29 protein-coding genes are annotated in these 26,698 nt (G+C 39.2%); 2 read left to right on the top strand and 27 right to left on the bottom strand.

Annotation, left to right across the window (positions count from 1 at the left end):
- Positions 1-34: 34 nt before the first annotated feature.
- The 10 genes from KJS36_RS09815 to KJS36_RS09770 all read right to left on the bottom strand — a co-directional run bounded on the left by KJS36_RS09815 (position 35) and on the right by KJS36_RS09770 (position 8,324).
- On the bottom strand, positions 35-1,471 hold the full coding sequence (locus KJS36_RS09815) for a glycoside hydrolase family 1 protein (RefSeq protein ID WP_213536739.1): 1,437 nt from the start codon (positions 1,469-1,471) through the stop codon (positions 35-37).
- A gap of 178 nt (positions 1,472-1,649) precedes the next feature.
- Entirely contained in the window at positions 1,650-2,072 is a 423-nt protein-coding gene (locus KJS36_RS09810; protein WP_213536738.1) for a DUF3284 domain-containing protein, read from the bottom strand.
- 9 nt (positions 2,073-2,081) lie between these two features.
- Positions 2,082-2,228 (bottom strand): hypothetical protein, encoded by a 147-nt coding sequence (locus KJS36_RS09805; RefSeq protein WP_213536737.1) that lies wholly within the window; start codon positions 2,226-2,228, stop codon positions 2,082-2,084.
- Positions 2,228-2,434 (bottom strand): hypothetical protein, encoded by a 207-nt coding sequence (locus tag KJS36_RS09800; protein ID WP_213536736.1) that lies wholly within the window; start codon positions 2,432-2,434, stop codon positions 2,228-2,230. Before KJS36_RS09800 ends, KJS36_RS09805 begins: the two co-directional genes overlap by 1 nt.
- 106 nt (positions 2,435-2,540) lie before the next feature.
- Positions 2,541-4,025: a PTS sugar transporter subunit IIC gene (locus KJS36_RS09795; RefSeq protein ID WP_213536735.1), complete on the bottom strand. Its 1,485-nt coding sequence runs from the start codon at positions 4,023-4,025 to the stop codon at positions 2,541-2,543.
- Between the two features lie 229 nt (positions 4,026-4,254).
- Positions 4,255-5,346: a DUF871 domain-containing protein gene (locus KJS36_RS09790; protein ID WP_213536734.1), complete on the bottom strand. Its 1,092-nt coding sequence runs from the start codon at positions 5,344-5,346 to the stop codon at positions 4,255-4,257.
- Positions 5,347-5,586: 240 nt separating this feature from the next.
- Positions 5,587-6,585, bottom strand: a complete 999-nt coding sequence (locus KJS36_RS09785) for a GNAT family N-acetyltransferase (protein ID WP_213536733.1) — start codon at positions 6,583-6,585, stop codon at positions 5,587-5,589.
- A 101-nt stretch (positions 6,586-6,686) separates the two neighbouring features.
- Positions 6,687-7,073: a VOC family protein gene (locus KJS36_RS09780; RefSeq protein ID WP_213536732.1), complete on the bottom strand. Its 387-nt coding sequence runs from the start codon at positions 7,071-7,073 to the stop codon at positions 6,687-6,689.
- Positions 7,074-7,088: 15 nt separating this feature from the next.
- A complete protein-coding gene (locus KJS36_RS09775) occupies positions 7,089-7,784 on the bottom strand; it encodes a rhomboid family intramembrane serine protease (RefSeq protein WP_213536731.1) in 696 nt (231 codons plus the stop codon).
- Positions 7,785-8,324, bottom strand: coding sequence for a 5-formyltetrahydrofolate cyclo-ligase (locus KJS36_RS09770; RefSeq protein WP_213536730.1), 540 nt, complete (start codon positions 8,322-8,324; stop codon positions 7,785-7,787).
- Positions 8,325-8,433: 109 nt separating this feature from the next.
- On the opposite strand from KJS36_RS09770, the gene KJS36_RS09765 reads away from it, so the two are divergent.
- Together KJS36_RS09765 and KJS36_RS09760 are read left to right on the top strand one after the other, a co-directional pair.
- Complete coding sequence (locus KJS36_RS09765; protein ID WP_213536729.1) at positions 8,434-8,631, top strand: cold-shock protein; 198 nt, start codon at positions 8,434-8,436, stop codon at positions 8,629-8,631.
- Between the two features lie 209 nt (positions 8,632-8,840).
- Positions 8,841-10,208 (top strand): MATE family efflux transporter, encoded by a 1,368-nt coding sequence (locus KJS36_RS09760; RefSeq protein WP_213536728.1) that lies wholly within the window; start codon positions 8,841-8,843, stop codon positions 10,206-10,208.
- Positions 10,209-10,371: 163 nt separating this feature from the next.
- Here the strand turns inward: KJS36_RS09760 and KJS36_RS09755 are convergent, their stop codons facing one another.
- The 17 genes from KJS36_RS09755 to rnpA form a co-directional block, all read right to left on the bottom strand.
- Positions 10,372-11,844 (bottom strand): amidase family protein, encoded by a 1,473-nt coding sequence (locus KJS36_RS09755; RefSeq protein WP_213536727.1) that lies wholly within the window; start codon positions 11,842-11,844, stop codon positions 10,372-10,374.
- Between the two features lie 110 nt (positions 11,845-11,954).
- A complete protein-coding gene (gene gatB / locus KJS36_RS09750) occupies positions 11,955-13,388 on the bottom strand; it encodes an Asp-tRNA(Asn)/Glu-tRNA(Gln) amidotransferase subunit GatB (RefSeq protein WP_213536726.1) in 1,434 nt (477 codons plus the stop codon).
- Positions 13,388-14,854, bottom strand: coding sequence for an Asp-tRNA(Asn)/Glu-tRNA(Gln) amidotransferase subunit GatA (gatA, locus tag KJS36_RS09745; RefSeq protein ID WP_213536725.1), 1,467 nt, complete (start codon positions 14,852-14,854; stop codon positions 13,388-13,390). The genes gatB and gatA overlap by 1 nt, the downstream gene beginning before the upstream one ends.
- Positions 14,854-15,159 (bottom strand): Asp-tRNA(Asn)/Glu-tRNA(Gln) amidotransferase subunit GatC, encoded by a 306-nt coding sequence (gatC, locus tag KJS36_RS09740; protein WP_213536724.1) that lies wholly within the window; start codon positions 15,157-15,159, stop codon positions 14,854-14,856. The genes gatA and gatC overlap by 1 nt, the downstream gene beginning before the upstream one ends.
- Before the next feature lie 50 nt (positions 15,160-15,209).
- On the bottom strand, positions 15,210-15,707 hold the full coding sequence (locus KJS36_RS09735) for a GNAT family N-acetyltransferase (protein WP_213536723.1): 498 nt from the start codon (positions 15,705-15,707) through the stop codon (positions 15,210-15,212).
- The gene (aspS, locus tag KJS36_RS09730; RefSeq protein WP_213536722.1) at positions 15,700-17,490 is read right to left on the bottom strand and encodes an aspartate--tRNA ligase; all 1,791 of its coding nucleotides are present in this window, start codon (positions 17,488-17,490) and stop codon (positions 15,700-15,702) included. Before aspS ends, KJS36_RS09735 begins: the two co-directional genes overlap by 8 nt.
- Positions 17,491-17,818: 328 nt before the next feature.
- A complete protein-coding gene (codY, locus tag KJS36_RS09725) occupies positions 17,819-18,607 on the bottom strand; it encodes a GTP-sensing pleiotropic transcriptional regulator CodY (protein ID WP_213536721.1) in 789 nt (262 codons plus the stop codon).
- 142 nt (positions 18,608-18,749) lie between these two features.
- Positions 18,750-19,964 carry a pyridoxal phosphate-dependent aminotransferase gene (locus KJS36_RS09720; protein ID WP_213536720.1) on the bottom strand — a complete coding sequence of 405 codons (1,215 nt, stop codon included), beginning with the start codon at positions 19,962-19,964 and terminating at the stop codon, positions 18,750-18,752.
- Positions 19,965-20,091: 127 nt separating this feature from the next.
- Positions 20,092-21,672, bottom strand: a complete 1,581-nt coding sequence (locus KJS36_RS09715; RefSeq protein WP_213536719.1) for a glycosyltransferase — start codon at positions 21,670-21,672, stop codon at positions 20,092-20,094.
- 251 nt (positions 21,673-21,923) lie between these two features.
- Positions 21,924-22,253, bottom strand: coding sequence for a DUF1292 domain-containing protein (locus KJS36_RS09710; RefSeq protein ID WP_213536718.1), 330 nt, complete (start codon positions 22,251-22,253; stop codon positions 21,924-21,926).
- A gap of 50 nt (positions 22,254-22,303) precedes the next feature.
- On the bottom strand, positions 22,304-22,729 hold the full coding sequence (gene ruvX, locus KJS36_RS09705; protein ID WP_213536717.1) for a Holliday junction resolvase RuvX: 426 nt from the start codon (positions 22,727-22,729) through the stop codon (positions 22,304-22,306).
- Positions 22,729-22,995 carry an IreB family regulatory phosphoprotein gene (locus KJS36_RS09700; RefSeq protein WP_213536716.1) on the bottom strand — a complete coding sequence of 89 codons (267 nt, stop codon included), beginning with the start codon at positions 22,993-22,995 and terminating at the stop codon, positions 22,729-22,731. Before KJS36_RS09700 ends, ruvX begins: the two co-directional genes overlap by 1 nt.
- A gap of 164 nt (positions 22,996-23,159) precedes the next feature.
- Positions 23,160-24,071 carry an aldo/keto reductase gene (locus tag KJS36_RS09695; RefSeq protein WP_213536715.1) on the bottom strand — a complete coding sequence of 304 codons (912 nt, stop codon included), beginning with the start codon at positions 24,069-24,071 and terminating at the stop codon, positions 23,160-23,162.
- A gap of 120 nt (positions 24,072-24,191) precedes the next feature.
- Positions 24,192-24,326, bottom strand: coding sequence for a 50S ribosomal protein L34 (rpmH, locus tag KJS36_RS09690; protein WP_003135255.1), 135 nt, complete (start codon positions 24,324-24,326; stop codon positions 24,192-24,194).
- A 148-nt stretch (positions 24,327-24,474) separates the two neighbouring features.
- Positions 24,475-25,395: an RNA-binding cell elongation regulator Jag/EloR gene (gene jag / locus KJS36_RS09685; protein ID WP_213536714.1), complete on the bottom strand. Its 921-nt coding sequence runs from the start codon at positions 25,393-25,395 to the stop codon at positions 24,475-24,477.
- Positions 25,396-25,471: 76 nt separating this feature from the next.
- Positions 25,472-26,281, bottom strand: a complete 810-nt coding sequence (locus tag KJS36_RS09680) for a YidC/Oxa1 family membrane protein insertase (protein ID WP_213536713.1) — start codon at positions 26,279-26,281, stop codon at positions 25,472-25,474.
- Entirely contained in the window at positions 26,278-26,646 is a 369-nt protein-coding gene (rnpA, locus tag KJS36_RS09675) for a ribonuclease P protein component (protein WP_213536712.1), read from the bottom strand. Before rnpA ends, KJS36_RS09680 begins: the two co-directional genes overlap by 4 nt.
- Positions 26,647-26,698: the final 52 nt, after the last annotated feature.

Below are 26,698 nucleotides of genomic sequence, written 5' to 3'. Positions count from 1 at the left end.
CAAATAAAAAAGCGCCAACAGACGCTCTTTTTCTTTAAATATCCTCACCATTCGTCTCAATAATATGTTGATACCAATAGTAACTATCTTTCGGAATGCGTTTCAAACTGCCTTGCATCGTTTCATCTTGGTCAACATAAACAAAACCATAACGTTTTTGATAACCATTCAACCAGCTCAGCAAATCTGTGTAACTCCAAGTATGATAACCAATAACCGTCGCACCATCTGTCATCGCTTCTTTAATCGCTTTGACATGACTTTCAAGATATTTGATACGGTATTCATCGTGAATTTTACCATCTTCGAGTTTGTCATATTCGCCAAGACCATTTTCAGTAATCATGACTGGAATACGATAACGGCTCGTGATACGGCGCAATGCAATCCGCAAGCCTTCAGGGTCAATCTCCCAATCCCAGTTCGTACGGTCAATAAATGGATTTTGGATTTTCTTATGCAATCCTGGAACACCTGATTCCTTTGTCGTCCCTTTTTTACCTGTCGTATTAAATCCAGCAGCACCAACGCCACCATCAATAGGATTCCAAGCATTTGTCGCCGTCTGATAATAGTTAATTCCCAGAAAATCAGGATGTGCCGATTTCAAAAGTTCCGCATCTCCCTCAGCAAATTCAGGTGCCAGACCATTTTCACGAAGATAAGTCAATGCCGCAATAGGATATTCACCATAAATATAAACGTCCATCCAGAAATGCGCATACATTTCCTCAGCATTTTCTGCCGCAAGCACATTCAAAGGGTCGCTGTCCTTCGCATACTGTGGTGTATAAGCAAATGACGGTCCAATCTGTCCTGGAATTTTCATCTCATGAAATTTATTGATGACTGCAGCATTTGCCAAGTTTGCGATATGATTAACTTGATAAAAAAGTTTTGTATCTGTTTTTCCTGGTGGATGTGTCGCAATCTGCCAACCTTGACTTGTAAAGACATTTTGCTCATTGAGTGACACCCAATATTTCACTTTTCCTTTGAAAGCAGTAAACAATGTCCCTGCATAATTCACAAAATCAGCAATAATCTCGCGTGATTCCCATCCATCATACAAATCCTGCAAAGCTTGTGGCAAATCCCAATGGTAAAGTGTCACGATAGGCTCAATCCCATTTGCAATCAACTCATCCACAAGATTTTCATAGAATGCTAATCCTGCTTCATTGACTTCTCCACGACCTTTGGGGAAAATCCGTGTCCAAGCAATCGAAAAACGATAAGACTTCAAGCCCAGTTCTTTCATCAAGGCAACATCTTCTTTGTAGCGATGATAATGGTCAACGGCAATATCACCATTTGTACCTTTGAAAGTTTTTCCCGGAATACGAACAAAGTTATCCCAGACACTGGCTTCCTTACCATCTTCAAAAGGTGCGCCTTCAATTTGATAAGCAGCAGATGCACTTCCCCAAAGAAAATCCTCTGGAAATGAATTTAATTTTTTGTGTTCCATATATTATCCTAACATCAGTAAAATTACTGATATTCCTTTCTATTTCTCTGTTCCAAGAACAGCTAACTTTATATTTATTATAACACAAGAAAACGTTTTCTATCGTTTCATATTTTGGAATATGTTTTTATTTTATGAAAAAAAGCCTGCTAATTTAGCAGACTTTTAGTGTCATTTCTTATTTTCCGACATAAGCTTTTTGGATAGCATCTAAGATACCTATCATGCGGCGTTTTTTGAAACGTCCAAAAAATATCGAAACAATCATGTCATTAAAATGTTGAAAGAATCCTTTTGCCGTCTTACTTTCAGTGATGATGACATCTGTTGAACGGTCATCAATCTTATGCAATTCCCATCGTGTCTTATAGGTATTACGGTTTGTTGCTGTCGTAAAAGCATAAACTGTTGGCGCGGAAACTTCATCAAACTTAATCTGTCCTGTTTGATTTTTACCAAAAGTTTTCGTGTACTTGAAGCCCGTCAAATTCCGAATTTTTGGACGTTGCTTCGTGTTTTTTTCGATATCATAAAGACAAGAGTCAATGATTTTTTCAAAGATAAATTCGCGTGGCGCGTCAATAGTTTTAACAATTTCCATAATAAAATCCTATTTTTTTTCTTCTTTTTTCTTATTTTTGTGTGTGACAAAGAGAATGATAACAGACAAAATAAGAAGTGGCAATCCAAGATACCATGTATGGTATGCGATGAGTAGCAATGATAGACTTAAAAGACCAATTCCCCAGTTTGACATTAGGCAACTCCTGTACTAAAGAACAATCCTTGTCCCCATTCAGAACCTTTGATGATAGCTTTAGCACGATTTGCTTCCGCTGCTTTATCTTCGGCATCTGTTTCAAAGAAAAGTTTAAGGCCTTGTTTTTTCACAAATTTGAATCCCTCAGTTTCAAGAAGTGCCTTGATATCTTCTTGTTTGAGTGCGATATTAACAATAATCATGAGTGTTCTCCTTTGTCTTTTTATAATTATTATAGCATTTTGAGCTATAAATTCATAGAGCAAGGAGAAATTTTCCTTGCCCTATTGTTTTAATTTGTAATCCTTATCAATCGACTTCTTCTTCTTCAAGTTTGTTTGCTGCAATAACAAACGGTGTCCAGATGAAGAATGTAATCACTAAGTTGATGACAACAACAACGATAGCACGCCAGTCAAAGCCTGTAGCCATAAAGGCATTCAGAATTGGTGGAGTAACCCAAGGAACGGCAACAACGACCGGATTAACCAAATGCAAGATTGTTGCTACATAAGCAATGATAACTGAAATCAATGGTGCCACTGTGAACGGAATCAAGAAGATAGGGTTCAAGACGATTGGCAAACCAAACATGATTGGTTCATTGATTTCAAAGATACCAGGAGCAAGACCGATACCAACGACTGTCCGATAATCTTTACGTTTCGAGAAGATAAGAATGGCAATAATCAGTGTGATTGTACCACCAGAGCCACCGAACCAAGCAAAAGCGTCCCATGAACCACGCACCCAAAGGTTGACGTATTCATTATTAACAGCGTGCGCTTGAGATGTTGCACCTTGTGAAATAAGATGTTGAATACCAGAAATGTGTTCTTTGAAGTAAAGTTGTTGGTTGCTCAGTCCAAGAGGTCCCCAGATACCGTCAAGAGCAGGTGACAATACGTTTGGACCATGAATTCCGAAGAACCAGAAGATTGAAACGAAAATAGTGACAATCAGTACGGCAACAATATTTTGTGACAAGACTTGGAATGGTGCTGCGATGTACTTGGCAATCAAGTAAATGATTGGATGTCCTGTCAATTTTTGGAAGATATAGTAGATAAGTGAAACAACATACAGTGAAGCAATCGTTGGAATAATTGCCAAGAATGCTTTTGCAACTGCTGGTGGCACAGTATCAGGCATTTTAATCGTGATATTGGCAAGCATCAGTTTTGCATACAAGATAACGGCAATCGCGCCCATAATAATAACTGTAAAGTATGCGTCAGCATCCAAATGTCCAGCAGCAAAGAATGGTTTGTAAGTTGCAATCAACTGAGCAGAAATGCCATCGTTAATTTTTGTCATTGCAGCTGTACCCGCTTTACCTGTGCCAAGTGCTGTACCGATACTGCCTAATTGGTTTGGCAGACCTGCAAACAAAGTAGCAACTGAAACGATACCTCCAGCTAGGTCATTGACACCATAAGCACGTGCTAAGTTGTAACCCCAAGAAAAGGCAAAGATAACACCGATAACAGTCAATGTTCCTTGATTGACCAGACCTGAAATGTTATTCAAGTCGCCAATGATTGGGACATTTGCTAAGGTCCAGACTTTATCTGGTGCCAAAGCGGCGAATTTTGTAGGACCATCTACCATTTGCTGGATAGATGATGGGAAAGTTGTGACAATGGCAGAAATCATCGCTGCGAGCGCCCCAGCAAGTGTTGCTGGTAACATACCAATCATTGAGTCACGCAAAGCAACGAGGTGCTTTTGTGAACCAATCTTAGCGGCAACTGGCACAATGTATTTCTCCATCCATGCAGTAATTCCGTTCATGGAATCCTCCTTTGTGTCGGCTAAGAATGTTTCTCTTGTAGATACCTACAAGAGAAACGGCTAGCCGTTTTTTAATAATAATAAAATACTCTAATAAAATTAGAATTTCAGTAAACTTATTTTTTACACGTTTACATTATAATGATAAGGTTTTCATTTTGAAATTGCAAGGCTCTGTCTTCAATAAAAAACATATTTCCTTAATAGAAACATAAAAGTTGCTGAACTGCTAATTATTTTTTATCAGTTTGAAGCTGCTCCAAGGTTTGAGATAATCTAAAAGAAATTCTTCATCTGGAGCGAGATGAGCAACGATATTGACACGTCCATCGTTCTTCATCTCTTTGAGAGCAATTTGTGTTTCTCCTTTATATTGTCCATAACCATTATTATCAATAACAATATCGCCACGATGAATGGTTTGCGTATCATGAGCTGGGAAATCTTCGTCTTGATAAATCACGCGCGTCATGGTTGAGCGCAAGATGTAAGCTGAACGGTCGCCACGGTAGCTGTGTGTCGTTTCAAAGAGACATTTTTCTTCAACTTCGCTGATGTTTGGGCGAGGGATAATTTTAATTTCTGGGATGCTTGCGTTGAAAGCTTCTGACATCGCTTTTAGCTCTGTTTCGCTCGCGTAAGCATTGGCAATCGTGATGTCGTCAATCCCGCCGATGAGTTTGTAGTGCTTGACTTGTGTGGCAATCTCTAAATCTCGATGGTCTTCAAGACTACACAAGCCGTCTTGCGTAGGCCAAGGGCCAAAAGTTGCTGCATGAGAATTGACAAATGCCATCGTATTGAGATTGTATTTTTTGAATTTCTCGGTGCATTGTAGGAAAAAATTGTATTCCAAGCCTGAGTAGCGGTGAGGATAGAAATTGTGACTGCCGAGGAGTTTTTCGGTATCTGGCGAATAATCCATGATACTGTCAACATAAGTTGTCCCTTGGCTCATATTGATTTCAATCTTGATGCCATAGGGATTGTGGGTCATTCGGGCTTCTTCGGCTCCTGTAAAACCAATATCCAGTCTGACACCATCTGCGCCCATTTCGTGGAAAAACGAAAGGTCATCGTAGCTGATATCAAGTTGAGTGAAAAGTCCTGGATTGATGTCAATCATGACTTCCATGTCGAGAGAATTTGCATAATCTACGACTTTTTTAAAGCTACTAAGAACTTGTTCTTTATCTCCTTTAATCTCTAATAGTGAGGTAAATACACGCTTGAAGCCGTATTTGTGGGCGAGGTCAAGATAGGCTTTGTCTGCCTCATAGTTTGAACGTTCTGGATAAATTGAAATGCCTAATTTTCCCATTTGTTTCTCCTTTGTTTTTAAGCTTATTTTAATGATAAGGTTTTCATTTTAAAAATGCAAGCGATATCATAACAAAAAATATATTCCAATTTCTGGAATATATTTTTATATTGCTATTTTTATGTTTGGAATTTTTAGACCAAAATTGTGAAAAATGCTTATTATCGCTTTTTAAAATCTATACCAATTTTTAATGTTAGTTTCTATGTTATCTTTTCGTTATTTTTCTGTTATTAAAATTTAAAATTCTTCACGGAGAATGACGAGATTTTCTCGATAGATTTTTGCTGTAAATTCTCCGATTGTCATGGTTTGTGCTTTGCCATTGCCTACTGTGATGTTATTTTCTGGGAGGATATCATCAGTAATTGTTGCTGCAAAATCTGGTGTTCCATTGATTTTTAAAAATTCTTGGAGATTGACAATGCGCGCCATCATATGAGGATGCTGAATAATCTGCAAACGAGCTGGTTCTGGGCAGTCGTACTCCAGCTGTGTATTTGCTGGGGCTGTCCATGTAATGGTGTCAAAACTCGCGGCGTGACTATTGATAAAATGATAAAGAGCTTGTTTTGCATCTTGACTCAGAAAAGCGAGTTCTTTGATTGTAAAAGTCATACCGTCAAAGTCATAAATCAAGTAACCAAGCGCTTTTTCATCTTCTTTGTAAATCGCAAAATAGGGTTGAGATTTGTAGTTGAAATAATAATCCCAAGCAAAGTTGTCGCGTTTGACACTTCCTTGATTGTCAAGTTGCTCATGGATTTCTTGGAGGTCTTTTTGAGCTTCGCTGAGCGTTTGGCGCGTTATTTTACCTGCTGTGCGTTTTCCTTTTGGAAAATCTGTGGCTTTGACTGTGTAGATTTTTTTGTCAAAAGCATATTCGTAGCCAAATTTTCGGTAAAAATCATAGGAAAATGGGGAAAGATAGGAAATGGCTGTTCCTTTTTTGTAGTTGTCTTGCAGGATTTCCGTCATGAGTTTGCGGATGGCGCCATTTCCTCTGTACTCTGGATAGCTTGCTACATAGCCTATTCCGAGCATTTTTACTGTGCTATTTTTCCAGTAAATATTAAAAGGAATATCAATAATCATTGAGGTCAAAAGATTATTTTCTCTGTGAATATAGGGCTGAGCAACATCAAGCAGGCGATAAAAGGCTTCGTCTCCTCCTGTGATTGGCTTGTGAAAAGCATATTTTGTCAAATCTAGTAATTCTTTTTTTGTATTCGTATTCATGGCTTTATTTTATCATAAAAAAATTTTTTGACAAAACTGTCAAAAAATGTGAAGTACTTTTTGGCATGAAAATCTTTTTTGACAGTTCTGTCAAAAAATTTTTAGATGGTCAGTTCGATTTCATTGCCCTCTGGGTCAATGATGACAGCTTCGTAATAACCGTCCCCTGTGGTTCTTGGTCCAGATTTGACAGTGAAATCATCTTTGCGAAATTGCTGAGTGAGTGCATCGACTTTTTCGGCTGAACCGAGTGAAATCGCTAGATGAGCATAGCCAAAATGTGTAGGAGAATTTTTTGACAAAGCTGTCAAATCTTCTCGTGTCCCAATTTCAAGACGCGCGCCATCTGTAAAACTCAAAAAATAGGATTGGAAGCTTGTTTTTGGATTGTGATACTTTTCTCCCGCCACAGCGCCAAAATAATGCTCATAAAAAATTTTCATATTTTCTAAATCTTGAACAAAAAGTCCGATGTGTTCTATCTTCATCTCACAGCTCCATTTCTAATAAACAAAGGGAATAACAAGAAAAGCGACAAAAAGCACAAGCATCACTATGCTCGAAATTAGGCGATAATGTGGAGGAATGGCACGTTTCAACGCTTTTGGTGGGAAAATCGCTGAGAGCAATAAACCACCAACCGCACCACCAATGTGCGCCCAGATATTGATTGTTCCTAAATCAAACATATCATAAACGAGATTTATCACAATCAACACGAGAAAAGTCTTGCCAATCTGCTTGAATGCTGGCATTCCTGTGAAATAGCCAAGCCCTGCAACCGCACCAAAAATCCCAAAAATAGCGCCAGATGCACCAGCCGAAACGCCGCCAGCTGGTGTGATGAAAAATGACAACGCATTTCCAAATATCCCCGAAAGGAGGTAAATCACCGCAAAACTGCGCCAGCCAAAGATTTCTTCGACTTGTCTCCCGATGAAAAACAGTGTCAACATATTCATCATGATGTGTCCCCAGCCAATGTGAATAAAAATCGCCGTAAACAAGCGCCACATTTGGCTTGGGTCTACAAGCATCTGTAGTTTGTAAAGTCCACCAACTTGAACAATATTTTGCCAAGCCGTCGCTTGATTGCCAAAAGTCACGTATTGTCCCAGCCAAATCGCCAGCGTCACAATCGTCAAAATATAAGTTGCTTTGTGTTGATTAAAATCTTTTTTTATTGCTTCAAAATCCATTTATTTTCTCCCTGTAAATACTTGTTGAACAGCTTTATCATGCGCTTCATTGACAAAATCAATCCGCTGAAAATCATAAGCAACCGATACCGTTGCCCCCGAAAAATGACTCAGATAACGATCATAATATCCACCACCAAATCCAATGCGAAATCCCACTTCATTCCATGCTAAACCCGGCACAACAATCAAATCAGGAATTTCCTCCTGACAATTTTTTGGCTCTAACATACCAAAATCCGAACGTTCCAAATCTGCTGAATCATATTTGACAAAAATCATTTGATGATTTGACAAAGTTTTCGGAATTAAAATTTCTTTCTTTTTCATTTTATCATTTTTGACAGAACTGTCAAAAAGTTTTCGCAGGTCAAATTCCATCGTCATAGGCATATAAAGTGCAATTTTATGCGATTTCTGCCAGATTTTTGACTGAGTCAAATCAGTTAAAATTTCTCCTGTTTGTCGCTTTTTTTCGTCTATATCAAAATTTTTTAACAAATTTATCACATTTTGTCGAATTTCTGCTTTACTTTTCATACTATCTATGATAACATGAAATTGTAAGTTTTTGTTTTAAGATTATGTTTGCTATTTGCTACACTTTTCCTAAACACGATTTACGGAATTTAAGAAAGGATGTATCAAAATGGCACAAGGAACAGTTAAATGGTTTAACGCCACTAAAGGTTTTGGCTTTATCACTGCTGAAGATGGAAAAGATGTATTCGTACACTTCTCAGCAATCCAAGGCGACGGCTTCAAAACTCTTGAAGAAGGACAAAAAGTGAACTTTGATCTTGAAGATGGCCCACGCGGACCTCAAGCAATCAACGTTACTAAATAATTAAAAAATTTATTTCCGCCGCAAGGCGGTTTTTTTATCGTCAAAAATCATCAACTGCCAATCGTCATTAAGAAGATAAAATATTTTCTCTAAAATAAAACAAAATTCCCATTGCTTTCTAGCAACAAAAAGTCTAAAATATAAAGATAGAAATTTATAGGCTTGCCAAAGAAAAAAGCCATTATAGAAAGCGCTAACACGAAAACTTCATGAAAGATTTAACCAAAGGGAATATCTTTAAAGGACTGATTGCATTTACCCTCCCATTACTGCTGGGAAACTTTTTTCAGGTTCTTTACAATACCGCAGATACACTGATTGTCGGACAAACTTTAGGAAAGGACGCTTTAGCTTCCGTTGGTGCAACCGGCTCCATCAACTTTTTGATTGTCGGATTTGCTCAGGGAATGACTGCTGGACTGACGATTTTGACTGCACAGCGATTTGGTGCAAAAGACAAACTCGCCGTAAAAAAATCCTTTGTGACAGGACTTTACTTTACCGTCGTCATCTCGATTGTTCTCAGTGTCATTTCCGTGATTTTCGTCGGACAACTTTTGCAAGTCATGCAAACACCAACTGCGATTTTTGAGGGAGCAAAAGTCTTTCTCACCATCATGCTCGGTGGAATGATAGCTTCAAACCTTTATGCTTATCTCTCAAATGCCATTCGAGCGCTGGGAAATTCCAAAACGCCCTTGTACGCTTTGATTGTTGCAAGTATTTTAAACATTATTTTTGAATATGTCGCCATTCTCGTTTTTCATCTTGGACTGATTGGCTCAAGCTCCGCTACAATTCTAGCTCAAGCAATTTCCGTTGCCTATCTTTTTATCTACATCAAACGCAAAGTTCCAGATTTCAACATCACACGAGATTTACTAAAGTTCGACCGCAAAGAATTCAATCATCATGCTCGTTTAGGTGTGCCAATGGGCTTCCAATCATCAATTATTGCGATTGGTTCCATTACCATGCAAATCGCGCTCAACAAGATGGGGACAAACGCTGTCGCCACGCAAGCTATCGTTTCCAAGATTGACCAACTCGCCATGCTTCCCATGATTACTATGGGACTTGGTATGGCAACATTTGCCGCACAAAATTACGGTGCGAAGCAATTTCGTCGGATAAATCAAGGACTTTACCGCTCGATTGCGATTGCCGTCGGCTGGGCAATTTTCTTCGCGATTGTCCTCAATGTGTTTAACTTTTACTTCACGACCGCATTTATCTCGCCAGACCAGTCTGCCGTCATCAAAATGGCAAGTGAATATTACCTAAGAAATGGCGGATTTTACTGGCTACTTGCGATTTTATTTGTGACACGTTCGACCATTCAAGGATTGGGCAATGCAAAAATCCCGACCATCTGTGGATTTATGGAACTTGTTTTCCGTGCTGGTGTTGCGATTATCGGTGTTCTTTTATTAAATTATTCTGTGATTATCTCCGCCAGCCCTGCCGCATGGATTGGCTCAACTTCCATCCTCATCCCAACTACTATTCGCATGATTCGCCAATTCCGAAAAAATGAAACCATCGAAATCCCCAAAAATCAAAAACTCCCAGTATAAAAAAATGAGCGCTAACCAGACGCTCGTTTTTTATTTAGGAGTAAACATCATGAAAAATTTTTTTATTGGAATAAATATATTCTACTCATCTTCACTTAACTTCTACTCAACCAAAACTAAATTTTAACTAAAAAATTTTTTGACAAGTCTGTCAAAAAATTTATCAGCAATAATAATCAGGCAGACGAAACTGTCCATGATTTTCAAACTCTTTAGCAATCTCCAACAGCTCAATCTCACTATTTTTTCGTCCCCAAAATTGAATGCCCATTGGCAAATTTGTCGTATCAGACACATAAACAGGCAAAGAAATAGCCGGCTGTCCCGTCAAATTACTAATGAAAGTATAAGGCGAATAAGCAAGTGAACGCTCAAAAGCTTCCTCAATAATCTCAAGTTGCTCAGCAAAAGACTTATCCGCAATGTTGCCCATTTTTTCAAGGACTTCAGAACTCATCAATTCCTCACCAATTTTAGGAGCTGTTTTCGCAGTAGTCGGTGTCAAAAACGCATCATAATCTTCAAAAATATTTTTCTCGAAAATCGCTGCCACATCATCCCACTCATCCAGCGCATCAATATAGCTCGCAACAGGTGTTTTTCTCCCAGTTTCCAGCAAAGCATAAGTCAATAATTCAACAGCATCGCTCGTCAATTTCTGCCCTGCCATTCTTTCCCAAGGCAAAAGCATCGCAGCCGTTTCCGCCGCATTCATCTGATAATAACTCTCAATCAAATAACGCGCATCAAGAGGAAAAGGCACTTCATAAACATGATGCCCTTGACTTTTCAAAAATGCAACAGCATTAAGCACAGCATTTTTCGCATCATCAGAAATCTCAATCCCAGCAATAGGTGCTTCTAACGAAAATGCAATATCCAAACGCTTTTTAGGCTCAGAAATTGTCAACAAACGCTCTTTATCAAGTAAAGGTGCCTGATAAGGTGCTGCTTCTTGTACCACCTGCATTTCCGCAACAAATCGCGCCGTATCACGCACAGAAACAGTCAGCGCACCAGCGATTGATGCGCCCTGCCAGCTCCTAAAACCATCCGGACCTTGTGGCATTCGTCCGCGTGTCATTTTCAAGCCAATTAGCCCCGAAAAACTCGCAGGAATGCGTATAGAACCACCACCATCAGAAGCCCCAGCAATAGGAAACATACCAGCAGCAACCGCAGAAGCAGCCCCACCAGATGAACCGCCCGAATAATGAGCCAAGTTCCAAACATTCCGTGTATCGCCATACAATGCAGAGTCTGTGATATTTTTGAAGCCAAACTCAGGTGCATTTGTCTGTCCAAAAGGTGTAAAACCAGCTTCCATCAGCTTCGTCACATAATAGCTATCACGTGTTGCCACATCATTTTCAAAAAGTCGAGAACTCGCCGTTGCTGGCAATCCAGCATGACTTTGTCCCAGCATTTTCAAAGGAAAAGGAACTCCAGCAAAAAAACCTTGCCTAGTCTTTGGCAAGTCCTGTTTTGCTTGCAAAATATCATGTGCAATAACAGCATTATACTGCGGGTTGAGGTGCTCAATCTTCATCAAAGTATAGTCAAGCAACTCAGCCGCGGATATTTCTCCTGAACGTACCTGCTCTGCCCAATATGTCGCATCTCTGACTGCTTTCATGATAATTTCCCCTTCTTAATTCTTACTTTTTATGTATTATAGCATAAAAACCACTCTTTTTTACAGTAGAGAAGCACGCAAAAAAATCCCCCTTAGGAGATTTTTCAAAATCACTGTTTATCAAGTTCTTCAAACAAGAGTTTTTGCGCAACTTGTGGGTTAGCTTGACCTTTTGTAGCTTTCATCAGTTGACCAACGAGAGCTTTCGCTGCATTTTGTTTCCCGCTCTTATAGTCAGCGATAGATTTTTCATTCTTCGCAAAGACTTCGTGAATCAGTGGCAAAAGTTGTGCTGGGTCAGAAATCTGTACCAGACCAGCTTTCTTAACAAATTCTTCTGCTGAACCACCATTTTTCGCAAGTTCGAGAAAGACTTTCTTAGCGATTTTACTTGAAATTGTACCATCAGCGATAATCCGCAACATTTCTGTGAGATTTTCTGGTGTCAATTTAATATCTTTCAATTCCAGATTTTCAGCGTTCAAATATTGTGCAACATCACCTTGCAGCCAGTTAGAGACAAGTTTTGCATCTCCTCCAAGCGCAACTGCTTTTTCAAAGAAATCAGAAGTTGCTTTGCTGGACGTAATTTGACGTGCATCATAATCATTCAAACCAAATTCAGAGAGATATTTTGCCCGACGTTCTTTTGGAAATTCTGGCAAGGTTTCACGCACTTCTTCAATCCATTCATCAGAAATTTCCACACGTGGCAAATCAGGTTCTGGGAAATAACGATAGTCAGAAGAACCTTCTTTGACACGCATCAGGATTGTTTCACTCGTTTTTTCATCAAAACGACGTGTTTCCTGACGAATTTCGCCACCAGCACGCAACACTTTTGCTTGACGTTCTACTTCATATTGCAGTCCACGACGTACAAAGTTAAAGGAATTCAAGTTTTTCAGCTCTGTTTTTGTCCCAAATTCTTCTTGCCCATAAGGACGTAGCGAAATATTGGCATCACAACGCATCGAGCCTTCTTCCATTTTGACGTCAGAAACGCCCGTATATTGAATGATTTCCTTAAGTGCCGTCAGATAAGCGTAAGCCTCCTCAGGAGAGCGCATATCAGCTTCTGAGACGATTTCAATCAATGGAACACCTTGACGGTTCAAATCAACGTAAGAATAGCCGTCTGTACCGTGTGTGTTCTTTCCTGCATCTTCTTCGATGTGCGCCCGTTCAATACGAATATTTTTTCGTGTACCATCTTCAAGCTCAATTTCAATCGACCCATTATAACCAATCGGTTCATCAAACTGACTGATTTGATAAGCTTTTGGATTATCAGGGTAGAAATAGTTTTTCCGGTCAAAGTGCATACTTTGATGAATCGCCATTTTCAGTGCCAAAGCAGCTTTAATTCCGCTGTCAACAACACCTTTGTTTAGCACTGGCAGGACACCTGGCAAGCCCCAATCAACGATATTTGTTGACGTATTAGGGTCAGAACCAAAACTTGTTGAAGCTGGAGAGAAAATTTTAGAATTTGTGTTAAGTTCCACGTGGACTTCAAGTCCAATTACTGTTTCAAAATTCATTATTTATCACCTCCAAAAATCACGGGTTGTTGTTTATGATAGTCTGTTGTTGCTTCAAATGCTGCAGCCACTTGATAAAGTGTTTCTTCGTCATAACGTTTTCCAATCAGTTGCATTCCGACAGGTAAGCCATCAACAAAGCCTGCAGGCACTGAAATACCTGGCAACCCAGCCAAATTGACAGGAATTGTCAACAAATCTGCCAAGTACATCGCAACAGGATTGTGCGATTGTGTTCCCAAATCATAGGCAACCGTTGGTGCTGTTGGGCCTAAAATCAAATCATAGTTTTCAAAAACTTTTGCAAAATCTTGAATAATCAAAGTTCGCACTTGTCCAGCTTTTTTGAAATAGGCATCATAATAACCTGCTGACAAACTAAATGTTCCCAGCATAATCCGACGTTTCACTTCATCTCCAAAACCTTCTGAACGAGATTTCACATAAACATCCTCGAGGTTTTCAATGTGGTCGGCGCGATAACCAAAACGAATCCCGTCAAAACGTTGCAAATTTGAACTGGCTTCCGAGCTGGCAATGATGTAATACACCGCAACGCCATATTTTGAGTGTGGCAAGCTGACTTCTTCAACTGTCGCACCAAGGCTTTCAAGATGTTTTGCTGCTTTGAGGATTTGCTCTTTGACTTTTTCGTCAATGCCTTCACCAAAATATTCTTTTGGTAAGGCAATTTTCATACCCTTGATATCTTTACCGATTTTGCTGCCAAAGTCTGGTACAGCGACGTTTGAGCTGGTGCTATCTTTTGCATCATAACCAGAAATAACTTGGAGCAATTCGGCATTTTCTTCAACAGTCGGTGCAAATGTACCGATTTGGTCAAGCGAACTTCCAAAAGCAATCAAACCAAAACGTGACACACGACCATAAGTTGGTTTCAAGCCGACAATCCCGTTAAAGGCTGCAGGCTGGCGAATAGAGCCTCCTGTATCTGAACCGAGTGACAAACGCACTTCGCCTGAAGCGACAGACGAAGCTGAGCCAGATGATGAGCCGCCAGGAACTTTTTTCTGGTTCCAAGCATTTTTCGTTGGTTTGACTGCTGAATTCTCACCAGAACCACCCATGGCAAATTCATCCATGTTGGCTTTACCGACAATAATCATCCCCTTGTCATAGAGTTTTTCTGTGACCGTCGCATCGTAAGGTGGCATCCAGGTTTTCAAGATTTTTGAAGCGGCAGTTGTTTCAATATCTTTCGTGACGATATTATCTTTGACGGCCAGCGGAATACCGTCTGTCAATACCTCTGCGCGCACACCACGTGCATCAATTTCCGCAGCTTGTGCCAGAGCTTCTTTTTCTGTCACATTGAGAAATGCACCGATTTGCTCTTCACGTACCTTGATATCTTCGAGCGTTGCTTTTGTCAATTCTGTCACTGAAATTTCTTTATTGACAAGGAGTTCGTGGAGTTCTTTGACCGTTTTGTCGTTAAAAGTCATCAGGCATCACCTCCATCAGCAATCATCGCTGGCACTTGAATAAAGCCATTTTCAGTCGTTGGCACATTTTTGAGCAACGCTTCACGATTCCAACCTGCAACAGCGACATCTTCGCGCATTCGGCTGAGATTGTCCGCAACGTTCATCGTGAAGTCAACACCTGTCGTATCCACTTCGTTGAGGGTTTCAATCATATCAATAATTTTGCCAAGTGTGTCTGTGAAACCTTGGATTTCATTTTCTGGAAATTCAAGTTTTGCCAGAGTCGCCACGTGCTTGACTTGTTCTGTCGTAATTTGACTCATTTTTCTCTCCTTTTTTCAGAGTTCAATCTTCTTAATTATACCAAATTTCACTACTTTTTGTATTGATGACCATTGTCTGTTTTGACAGAATATTTTAAGTAAATTTTGCCATTTTCCTCTACTTTTCCTGTACTGACGAAATTATTTTTTTCAAAACAACGCTGACTGGGTAAGTTTTTTTCAGCAATTTTTACCCAAAATATTTTTGACGAAACTGTCAAAAAGTATTGCAAAACTGCCGTTGCCACACCTTGCTGCTGATAGTTTTTTGACAGGACAATCGCGATCTCATCGTCATCAGAAATCGCAAAGTCTCCAGCAAAATCATTGTCAACGTAGATGTACCAAAGCCTGCCGTGCGTCAGCTGATAACGGTACATTGCCTCGACCTGCGCCAAATCATAGCCCTGTTCCGTAGCATTGACCTGTTGCTGAATGGTCTTGTCCTGATAGAGTTTGAGCGCTTTTGACAGTTCTGTCAAAAAATCTTCCGTCGTTGCCAGTATTTCTGTCAGACGAATTTTTTCTGTCAACTGCAAATCAGACATTTTTCAAACGCAGGTCACGCAGTTGTGCCGGTGCAACCTCAGCCGGTGCTTCCAGCAACAAATCACGTCCCGTTCCATTTTTCGGAAAGGCAATCACTTCACGAATATTTTCCTCACCAGCAAGCAACATGACAAATCGGTCAAGTCCCAGCGCACAGCCACCATGTGGTGGAAAGCCGTAATCCATCGCTTCCAGCAAAAATCCAAAATCACGTTCATAATTCGCTTTTTCCATGCCAAGCAAGGCAAACATCTGCTCTTGCATTTCACGTTGATAAATACGCAAACTTCCGCCACCAACTTCATAACCATTAAGCACAAGGTCATAAGCAAATGATTTCGCCGTTTCAGGTGATTTTTCCAATTCTTCAGCACTGACTGATGCCCGTGTAAATGGGTGGTGCATGGCTTTATAGCGTTTTTCAGTGTCATCAAATTCCAGCAATGGAAAATCTGTCACCCAGAGGAAATTTAGTTTTGACGAATCTGTCAAATTCAATTTTGGAGCAACACGCACACGGAGCGCACCAAGCGCCTCCTGCACTCGTTTTTTCTGCCCACCGACAAAGAAGAGTACGTCCCCATCAGTTGCTGACAGAGCTGTCAAAATCTCATCAGAAGCAACTTTGAAACTCGTTGCCATATTTCCAGCAATCGCCCCATTTTCCACAGGCGCCACCGCAAAATTCACCTTGAAATTTTTGACCAACTGTTGCAATTCTTCCAGCTCATGCTTGCTAAATTTACCAGCTGCTCCCTTTGCACAAATTGCTTGAATCACACCATCATCAGCCAGCCACTTTTTAAGTGTCAAAGAAGTTGCAGCTTGCAAAGCCGCCGTCACATCAACCAACTCCATACCAAAACGTGTATCAGGCTTGTCCGAACCAAATCTGCGCATCGCCTCATCATAAGACATCTGCGGAAATGACGTTTCAAAGTCCAAAACATTTTTGACAGTTTTGTCAGAAATATACTGACCAGCTGCCACACATTGGACATCCTTCGTCTTTTTGACAATGTGTTTGACCATCTGCTCTACAGTCTCTTGCACTTCTTCCTGACTTACAAAACTCATTTCCAAGTCAATCTGTGTAAATTCAGGCTGACGGTCGCCACGCAAATCCTCATCGCGGAAACAGCGCGCCATCTGATAATAACGGTCAAATCCAGCACTCATCAACAACTGTTTCAAAATCTGTGGACTCTGTGGCAGTGCATAAAATTCTCCTTGTTGCAAGCGACTCGGCACCAGAAAATCACGCGCCCCCTCTGGCGTTGACTTCGCCAAATAAGGTGTTTCAATCTCAAAAAATTCCTCGCCATTCAAATAGTTACGCACCGCAGCCATCACATTATGGCGCAAACGCAAATTCTCCGTCATTTTCTCCCGACGCAAATCCAAATAGCGATAGCGCTCACGAATTTCCTCGCCCGCCTCAGAATGCGCATCCAGCTCAAATGGCAAATGTTTCGCCCGCGAAATCACCTCAATCTTCTCAGCAAACAATTCCACTTCGCCAGACTTGATATGCGGATTAACATAGCGCGCCACACGTTCAACAACTTCCCCCGTCACAGCCAAAATCGTCTCTCGTGTCATATCTGTCAATAACTCAAAATCAGGACATTTATCATTCACAACGACCTGCAAAATCCCCTCACGGTCACGCAATTCAATAAAAGCAATTTTCCCATGGTTACGGATATTTGCCACCCAGCCTTGCGCCGTCACAGTTTGCCCTACTTTTTCTTTTCCATATCTTCCGATAAATGTTTTCATTCTATTACCTCTTTTTTTCAAAATTCAGTCAATTTATATTACACAGTCACTTAAAAAATCTTTTCCCAGTGACTTTAAGAAAATAAAAAGGCACCACGAAATCGTTCATAAGGACGAAAACGTGGTGCCACCTTTATTCATTGTCAACAGACAACCTCAAAAACCGTAACGTGGTAAGCGTGTGTTTCCACAAAATATTTTGAGACCATCTTACAAAAAATGTCTCACCAAAATGTGTTCTTCAATCTATCTTTCATGCGCCTTTTCACCCACCAGACACTCTCTACAAATCAAGATAAATCTACTCATTTCAGTATAAATTCAAGTTTTAGAAATTACGACCAGCCAATTTATCAAAAAGTCCATCATTCAAAACTTTAAGATAAGTTCCCTTCATACCAAGCGAACGTGATTCAATCACACCAGCAGATTCCAATTTACGCAAAGCATTCACGATAACTGAACGTGTAATCCCAATCTTATCTGCAATCACAGAAGCAATCACGTGACCTTCAGAACCATCCAATTCTTCAATAATTGCTTTCACAGCTTTCATTTCAGAATAAGACAAAGTATTCACAGCCATTGTTGCCATCGTATCTTTACGAATATTTTCTTCCATTTGTTCAAGTTTCAAGTTAGAAAGTTGAACACCAATGACAGTAGCAGCCAATTCTACCAAAATCAAATCATCATCAGTAAATGGCTCTTTATCGCGCCACATAATGAACGTTCCAAGACGCATCCCAGAACCATAGATAGGTGCCAATGTTGTCACGCCATTTGGATAATCACCCAACAATTCCTCAGGGAAAATTGCCAAAGGTTGGTCAATAGCAACATTTGCAAGCGTATCGTAGATACGTACAGCCGCACGAACATATTCTTCAGGCAACTTACGGTCATGGAAAAACTGGCTGACCCGTTCATTATTAGTATCGTAAGGCAAAGAATAACCAAGTACCTCACCTTTAGTGTTAATAACGCAAGCATTGCAATCAATCACATTAGCAAGACGCTCCGTCATGCTGCTATATGGCAAGTCCTGCTGTAAATCAGAAACACCATCTTGCAAAATTGCTGTAATTCTGCGTGTTTTTTCAAGTAATGTAACCACTTTTTTCTCCTATTTTCAATTCAAATAATTTTCTAAACATATTATAACATACATATTTTCAAAAATCAATAAGAATCGTCAGAAAATTCTTTATATCAGTGAAAAAGAAACGAATTTCACAAAATTTTATTTAAAGCCACCTCTAACGCTTATATTGACTTAAAAAGCGCTCCATTTTCTCCTGAATTTCTGCCAATTCACTCACACGTGGCAGATAAACAATCCGGAAATGGTCTGGCTGTTCCCAATTAAAACCACGTCCATGAACAAGCAATACTTTTTCTTGTTTCAAGAAATCCAACACAAATTGTTCATCATTATCAATTTTGTACATTTCTCGGTCAATTTTAGGGAAAATGTAAAAGGCAGCATGAGGTTTAACAGCCGACAAACCAGGAATAGCATTGACAGCATTATAAATAAAGTCTCGTTGCTCAAAAATTCTTCCCCCAGGCAAAAGCAACTTATCTACCGATTGCGTTCCCCCAAGCGACGTTTGAACCACAGACTGCGCCAAAACATTCGAGCAAAGGCGCATCGAAGCCAACATATTCAGCCCCTCAATGTAGCCCTTAACATTTGATTTATCTCCCGACAAAATCATCCAACCCACACGAAAACCTGCAATTCGATGTGATTTAGAAAGCCCACTCATCGTCACCACAAATAAATCAGGTGCCAAAGTCGCAATCGAAGTATGTGTCGCACCATCCATCACCAAACGGTCATAGATTTCATCCGAGAAAATAATCAACTCATTCTCCCGCGCCACCTGCACAATATCAAGCAATACTTCCTTAGAATATACCGCCCCCGTAGGATTATTAGGATTGATTAAAATGATAGCCTTTGTATTTGGAGTAATCTTCGCCCGAATATCATCAACATCAGGGAACCAACCAGCCTGTTCATCACACATATAATGAACCGCCGTTCCACCAGCAAGAGAAACCGCCGCCGTCCATAAAGGATAGTCAGGCATTGGCACAAGCACTTCATCTCCTGTATCCAGCAAGCCCTGCATTGACATCACGATAAGCTCAGAAACACCATTTCCCGTATAAATATCATCAATATCAATATTAGGAAAATGCTTCAGCTGATAATACTGCATGATTGCCTTACGCGCGCTAAAAATTCCTTTTGAGTCACTATAGCCTTCACTATCCACAGCATTCATAATCAAATCACGAACCACTTCATCTGGAGCAAGAAGTCCAAATTCTGCAGGATTTCCTGTATTCAAACGTAAGATTCTTTCACCATTGGCTCGCATCCGTTGCGCTTCATCAAGTACAGGGCCACGAATATCATAACTAACATAGTCAAGTTTATGCGATTTTTGAAAATCTTTCATTTTCTCTCCTCCATATTTGTCCTAAACAAACTGGCAGTATCTTGAACAAAAAGTCTCTCAACTCGCGTCAAGACGAGGTTTCAATCTTACTGCCCACGGTTGCTCCTCTACTTCTCGCTCAATTCACTTACTTTTTTTGATAAATCATAAAATATTTTTCATTAGCTTGTACAGGCTTATAATTGTTTTGTAGCACAGTATGTACACTTGTCGGCATTTTCTGTCCCGCCTCAATAACAATATACTTATCCTTTGTCTCACTCATTCGTGAATCAAAACTTTGATTGTATTTTAACGGATAGTAACTAGGAACAGTATCTATTGAAGCCACACGTTTTGATAATAAATTGATATTTTTATCCGCCGCAAGCACAAAAACTTTATCCTTTTTAGTCGTATTTTCCTTAACATATTGCGCAATCGAACGTTCCTCTGAAAAAGTGGAGTGATTAAGTACATTATAAGCAATCGGCGCTGCAATCACAAACAAAAGTGCCAAAACAGGCGCAAAAAGATTATTTTGTAGATATGTTAAAAGTAAGCTCCGCTTTTCATCAACAGCCGTTTGCAAACTACGACCAGAAAAGACAATAACAAAAGGTAAAATAGCAAGAAAGTTTGAACTATCAAAGCTAGGCGCAAGGACAACCGTAATCGTCATAATCACCGCTCCAATGAGCAAACATACATACCAAACAGTAGCTTCTCCACCATCTTTTATTTGAGCAATCCCATGTACAAACTTTGTCACCAATCCAAAAATTAAAATCAGAATAACAGATTTCGCAAGAGTAAGCAAAAAGTTACCATGAATACCCAAAGTTGAAAATGGAATTAAAACCGACTGCTCAATAGAAGTATAAAGTGTCTGAGCATTCAAAGCATAGTAAGCCGTCAAATACCCCACAATTAAAATCCCAAAAATAGATGACAAAGCCTGATAGAAACCTCGTCCAACTCGACGATGTGTAACATTATATATAAAGAGCGCTATGATTGAGACGACAAAGAAAAGTGACATCAAAGGTGAAATAACAAACACAACAGCCCCTACAATACCAAACAAGATAAATTTCTCATCACGCACTTCTCTATGAAAATAATTTTCAAAGAAATTTACCGCCCATAAAGTAAAAGGTAATGCAAAAAGTGTAGGTGCATCTCCCCCTCGTCCTAGACCCGCCACAGCAAGCAAAGTCGCAATAGCAATGATAATTCCAGCATTATGTTTCTCCGCCTGCCTAAGCGCTAAATGATAAGCAAACACACCACTAGCAAATAAAGCCAGCAATTCAAAAAGATAAAGCACGATTGAATTTCCAGTAATATTTCCCAACCAATTTATCAAATAAAATAACGAACCACCTATACCATGAAAGTCATTAAAAGGAGTTAAACCTTGTTGCATTGCAAATCCAGAGTAAAGAGCTTGTGACTGCTCCGGTGTAGCTAGATTATTAAAAAGTGGAAAAGTATAAAAACTAAAGCTCAAAAGAAACGAAGCAAGTGCAATAATTCCATATACCGCCCAAGAGCTAATCGAAAAAACCAATTCGTGTTCACGTTTACGGGTCAACTCCGAACGAGGTATCCGTTTAGGAATGCTCTGAGTATCTTCCATTTCTAAACCATCCGTGGTTAAATTTTCTATATGTTCTGAGTTATCGCGTTCACGCTTCAAAGAGCGTGACCCGTATGTATTTGACATGGAGTCCTCCGAGACTTCTCAAAAAGAAGTTTTTTAGCGAGTAAATAATAATTCGTTTTAATCTCGTTAAAAGAATTATATCAAAAAAAGCGAGCTTACTCAATAATGTCGAAAATTTTCTGATTTTTTAGAGAAGAAAAAAATCCCTCACAGCCTCAATATCACCTAAACCACAAGATTTATTACAAACTCTTTTAATTTCACACAACAAAAAAAGAGAACATCGTCTCTCTTTTTATTACCACAAATGTTTAGTCTTCGTCGTCTTGTTGTTCCATAAAGTTATCAAAGACTTCTTCAATCATATCCCATTCCTCATCAGCGCCTTCAGGAATTGGTGTCAAGTCTCCCTCTGTACCATCTTCATTTTGTGTAAATGAATAAGCTTGAATTTCAACTTCACCATTTTCATCTTCTTCGCCATCAACAGGCATCACGAGTACATAATTTTTCCCAAATTCTTCTTGACCATCAATCGTCAAAAGAATTTCATAAAGACTTTCGCTTCCATTATCATCAACAAGTGTGATATAACGATTTTCATCTTCGTGTTCATGCCCGTGATCGTGTGTATGTGCCATGTATTCCCCTCATTTTCAATTCCATCATTTCTAATAGAATAATTTTTTACTTAAAATTTATGTGAATCCAAATAATTTTGCAAAATCAAAACAGCCGCAAGTTTATCAATAGATTTTTTACGGTCTTTACGCCGTACACCGCCATCAATCAACACTCGTTCTGCTTGCATTGTTGTCAGTCGCTCATCTTGATAGTCAACTTCAACAGAAAAACGTTCAGTCACTTTCGCGCCATAATCGCGTGAAGCTTCTGCACGAATTCCCTCATCATTATTCATGTGTTTGGGTAAACCAATCACAATTTTTGATGGTTTATATTCTTTTATCAATTCGGCCAATCTTTCAAAGCCAAGGTCGCCAGCTTCACTATCAATCTTGATAGTTTCAATAGGCTGAGCTGTCACTCCAAGCAAATCACTCACAGAAACACCAACCGTTTTTGTGCCGACATCCAATCCTAAAATCCTACTGAACATCAGAGTTGCACACCATGAGCTGTAAGATAATCTTTAATCAACTCCTCAACAATATCATCGCGGTCAAAACGGCGAATTTTATTACGTGCATCATCATGACGAGGAATGTAAGCAGGGTCACCTGACAAAACATACCCAACAATTTGATTGATTGGATTGTAGCCTTTTGCTTTCAACACATCATAAACATTAACAAGTGTTTCACTAATTTCTTTTTTATCTGAGTCACCAAATTCAAAACGAACGGTTTCATCTGTAAATCCCATAAGACACCTCCTTTTTCTGCCAATCTGACAGACTATCAATTTTCAGCTATACTACATATTATAAGCTATTTTACTGTTTTTTTCAATCCTTTTCGCTCACTAAACACATAAAAATGAAACAAAAAGGGAGGTTTATCAAACTCCCAAATCTTTCATTTCTCTTTTTAAGGTAAAATGTTGCCAGCAGCAAGATAAACTTCATAAAATTCTTCACGTGTCAACACAACATCGCTCGCATCACAAACCTCAGTAATACGACTTGGTGTAATCGTTCCAATAACTGTTTGAATATTTGCAGGGTGGCGATTAATCCATGCAATCGCAATACCAGTCGGTGTAACACCATATTTATCAGCAAGCTCTTGCAATTTTGCATTTAATTTAGGAAATTTATCATTTCCGACAAAAACACCTTCAAACAAGCCATATTGGAAAGGCGACCATGCTTGGATTGTCATTTTGTTAATTCTTGAATATTCAAGCAACCCATTATCATGGTTGATAGAACCCTCATCCGTCATATTAACATGAATACCAGCATCAATCATTCCCGTGTGCATCACACCAAATTGAAGTTGATTCATAATCAAAGGTTGTTTCACAGCTGTTTTAAGCAATTCCACTTGTCCCGCATTTTGATTGGAAACACCAAAATAACGTACCTTACCAGATTTTTCAAGTTCATCAAATGCCGCAGCAACTTCCTCAGGCTCCATCAATGTATCAGGACGATGCAAAAGCAAACTATCAACATAGTCCAATCCCAAACGTTTCAAAGAACCTTCCAAAGACTCCACAATGTGCTTCTTACTGAAATCAAAAGCAATCCCCGGACGAATACCAACTTTTGTCTGAACATACACATCATCACGAGAAAAGCTCGCTTTTTTCAGCGCTTCACCGAAGATAGTTTCACATTCGCCAGCACCATAGATATCCGCATTATCAAAGAAATTAATTCCACCAGCATAAGCAGCTTCCAAAGCAGCAACTGGATTTTTACCTTGTTCATTGATACGCATCACACCAAGTACGATTTGACTGGCATTCATATCACCGATTTGAATTTTTTTCATGGTAACCTCACTTATTTTTAATGATATTCTTATTATAACACATTTCCTGTAAACGGTTTAAATATTATGTTCCTATTTGAGAAACAAAAAACCGACCAAATGGCCAGTTTTTATTTTACATTAAACTGTAAGTGAAGCACGTCCTTTGCGACGACGAGCTGCAAGGACACGACGTCCATTTTTAGTAGCCATGCGTGCACGGAATCCGTGAGTTGTTTTGCGTGGTTTTTTATGAGGTTGATAAGTACGTTTCATTGTGTATAGTCCTAGTACTACCTTTTTACAGCAGTACCACCGTTCTTGCGGTGTTCCTTTCTTCAGTTTTGCGCTTCTTAATAACTAATATCGTTAATGTCCAAAGCATACTTTACAATTTTACACTATGTCTCTGCGTTTGTCAAGATTAAATTTCTTTAGAAACAACAATATAGCGATTGAACTCTTGCCCCTCAGAATGACTAGAGACACCATTTTCCTGTGCAATTATTGTATGTACAATTTTACGTTCATTAGATTGTAAATCATTGATATAGACTGTCTCACCTGTACGTGCACGTTCTGCCGCGCGATGAGCCAAACTTGCAATATAAGCCTTACGTTTCTCATGATAATCGCCAACGTTCACAGCAATATTCATACGTGTATTAAGAATACTGTTTGCATAAGCTTTTGCCAAAACTTGCAAACTTTGCAAAATCTTTCCGTGTTTTCCAATCAATAACGCATCATGTTCAGAATTAAGATTAAATACAATCAAAGAACTGTCACCAGACACACTCACGCGCGCTGCAATTCCCATTTCCTGTGTAATCGTTGTAAGATAACTTGAAATTTTTCTGATGATTTTTTCTTCATCTTCTTTGATACTAGAACTTTTTTCTTCTTGTTGTGCTACTTCTTTAGCAAGTGCTTCTGGAATATCTGAAAGTTCATCTGTATTGCGATTTTGAACAACAGTTTCTTTTGCCGCCTCAATAATCGCATTACGTTCTTCTTCAGTGATTTCCCCACTTTTTTCTTTTTCAGCTGCACGAACAGCTTTTACCACTTGACTGAGTTCAAGTGTTGCATCCATTGCAGAACGTGATTTTGGAACACCAAGATTGACATCTTCAACACCACGCTCAGCAAGATGGTCTGCTTTACGAATTGTTTCTTCATGAATAGGTTCAATATTAACGCGTGCGCGTTTTTTTCCAAAACCTAAGAAGCCTTTTTTCTCTTTTTGTTCAACATGAATATGAACATTTTCACGTTTCACACCAAGTCTGTTTAGTCCGCGTTCAATCGCGTCCTCAACTGTTTCACCAGTAAAAATAGCCATTATAAACTACTCCTGTATATATTATGTTTTTTCTATTCCATGACAAATTTTTATCATGGAATAGAATTTTTTTAGATTATTTTTTTCTTGCTTTTTTCATTGCTTTTTCGCGTGCTTTTACTTTATCTATTTCTACCTGAACTTTTGATTCACGCGCTGCAATTATTTTCCATGGATTTGCTATAAGCATTGTTTGGAACACTTGGAAAGCATTTGAAGCCACCCAGTAAAGTGCGATACCACTTGCAATATTGAATGCCATAAAAAAGATAAATATTGGCATAATGTAAGTCATACTTGTTGTCATCATGTTGCGCTCTGGCGCAGATTTCATCATGAGATATGAACTCAAGAAAGTAAATATTGCAGCCAAGATTGGCAAAATAAATGTTGGGTCCTTTGCTCCAATATCAAACCAAAGGAATGTACCATGTTTCAAGAAATCCACACGGGACAAAGATTGATACAAAGCCCAAAGAACGGGCATTTGAACAACAAGTGGCAAACAGCCCATCATTGGATGAATATTATTCTCGGCATAAAGTCGCTGTGTTTCATCTTGAAGCTTTTGGCGCGAATCCATGTCTTTACCAGGATATTTTTGCTGAATTTTTTTAATTTCAGGCTGTACTTCTTGCATCTTTTGGCTAGACTTAATTTGCATATTCATTAGAGGCAAAAGCGCCGCACGAATGATAATTGTAAATAAAATGATACCAATACCAGTTAAGCCACCAAAAGACAAGAAGCGAATGATTTGAGCAAATCCATAAACTATTTTGTCCCAAAGATTAGAAGATTGACTTGTCACAGCTGCACGACCACACGCCGACAAAAAGACAAGAGCAACACCCATCATTGAGAGTAAAGTTATTTTTTTCTTCAATCGTTTTCTCCATCTACATAAATTTTTGATAATTTCAATACGTGTTTGAGATTTGTTTTTACTTCTTCAAAGTTAAGTTCTTGTACACCTGCCCTCGCAATAATCACAAAATCCTCTTTTGTAAGATTCGATGAAAATTCAGCAACAGCGTGCCTTATCAATCTTTTTATCCGATTTCTAACCACAGCATGACCGAGTTTCTTGCTCACAGAAAGTCCCACTCTAAAATGTGGCTGTTTCGTATTCAACTTGTAGATAACAAATTTCCTATTAGCATAGCTATGTTTCGCAGAAAAAATTTGATTAAAATCTTTTGTACGTTTCACGCGATATGTCTTTTTTATAGCCAAGCCACTCTCCCCCATCCTAAATTATCTCTCTTATTTTATCACAAACTTTGCAAAATGTCACTCTATT

The sequence above is a fragment of the Lactococcus nasutitermitis genome, from assembly GCF_018403765.1.
Classification (GTDB): domain Bacteria; phylum Bacillota; class Bacilli; order Lactobacillales; family Streptococcaceae; genus Lactococcus; species Lactococcus nasutitermitis.
The sequence above is the reverse complement of the archived record's forward strand: the minus strand, read 5'-3'. Positions and strand labels throughout refer to the sequence as shown.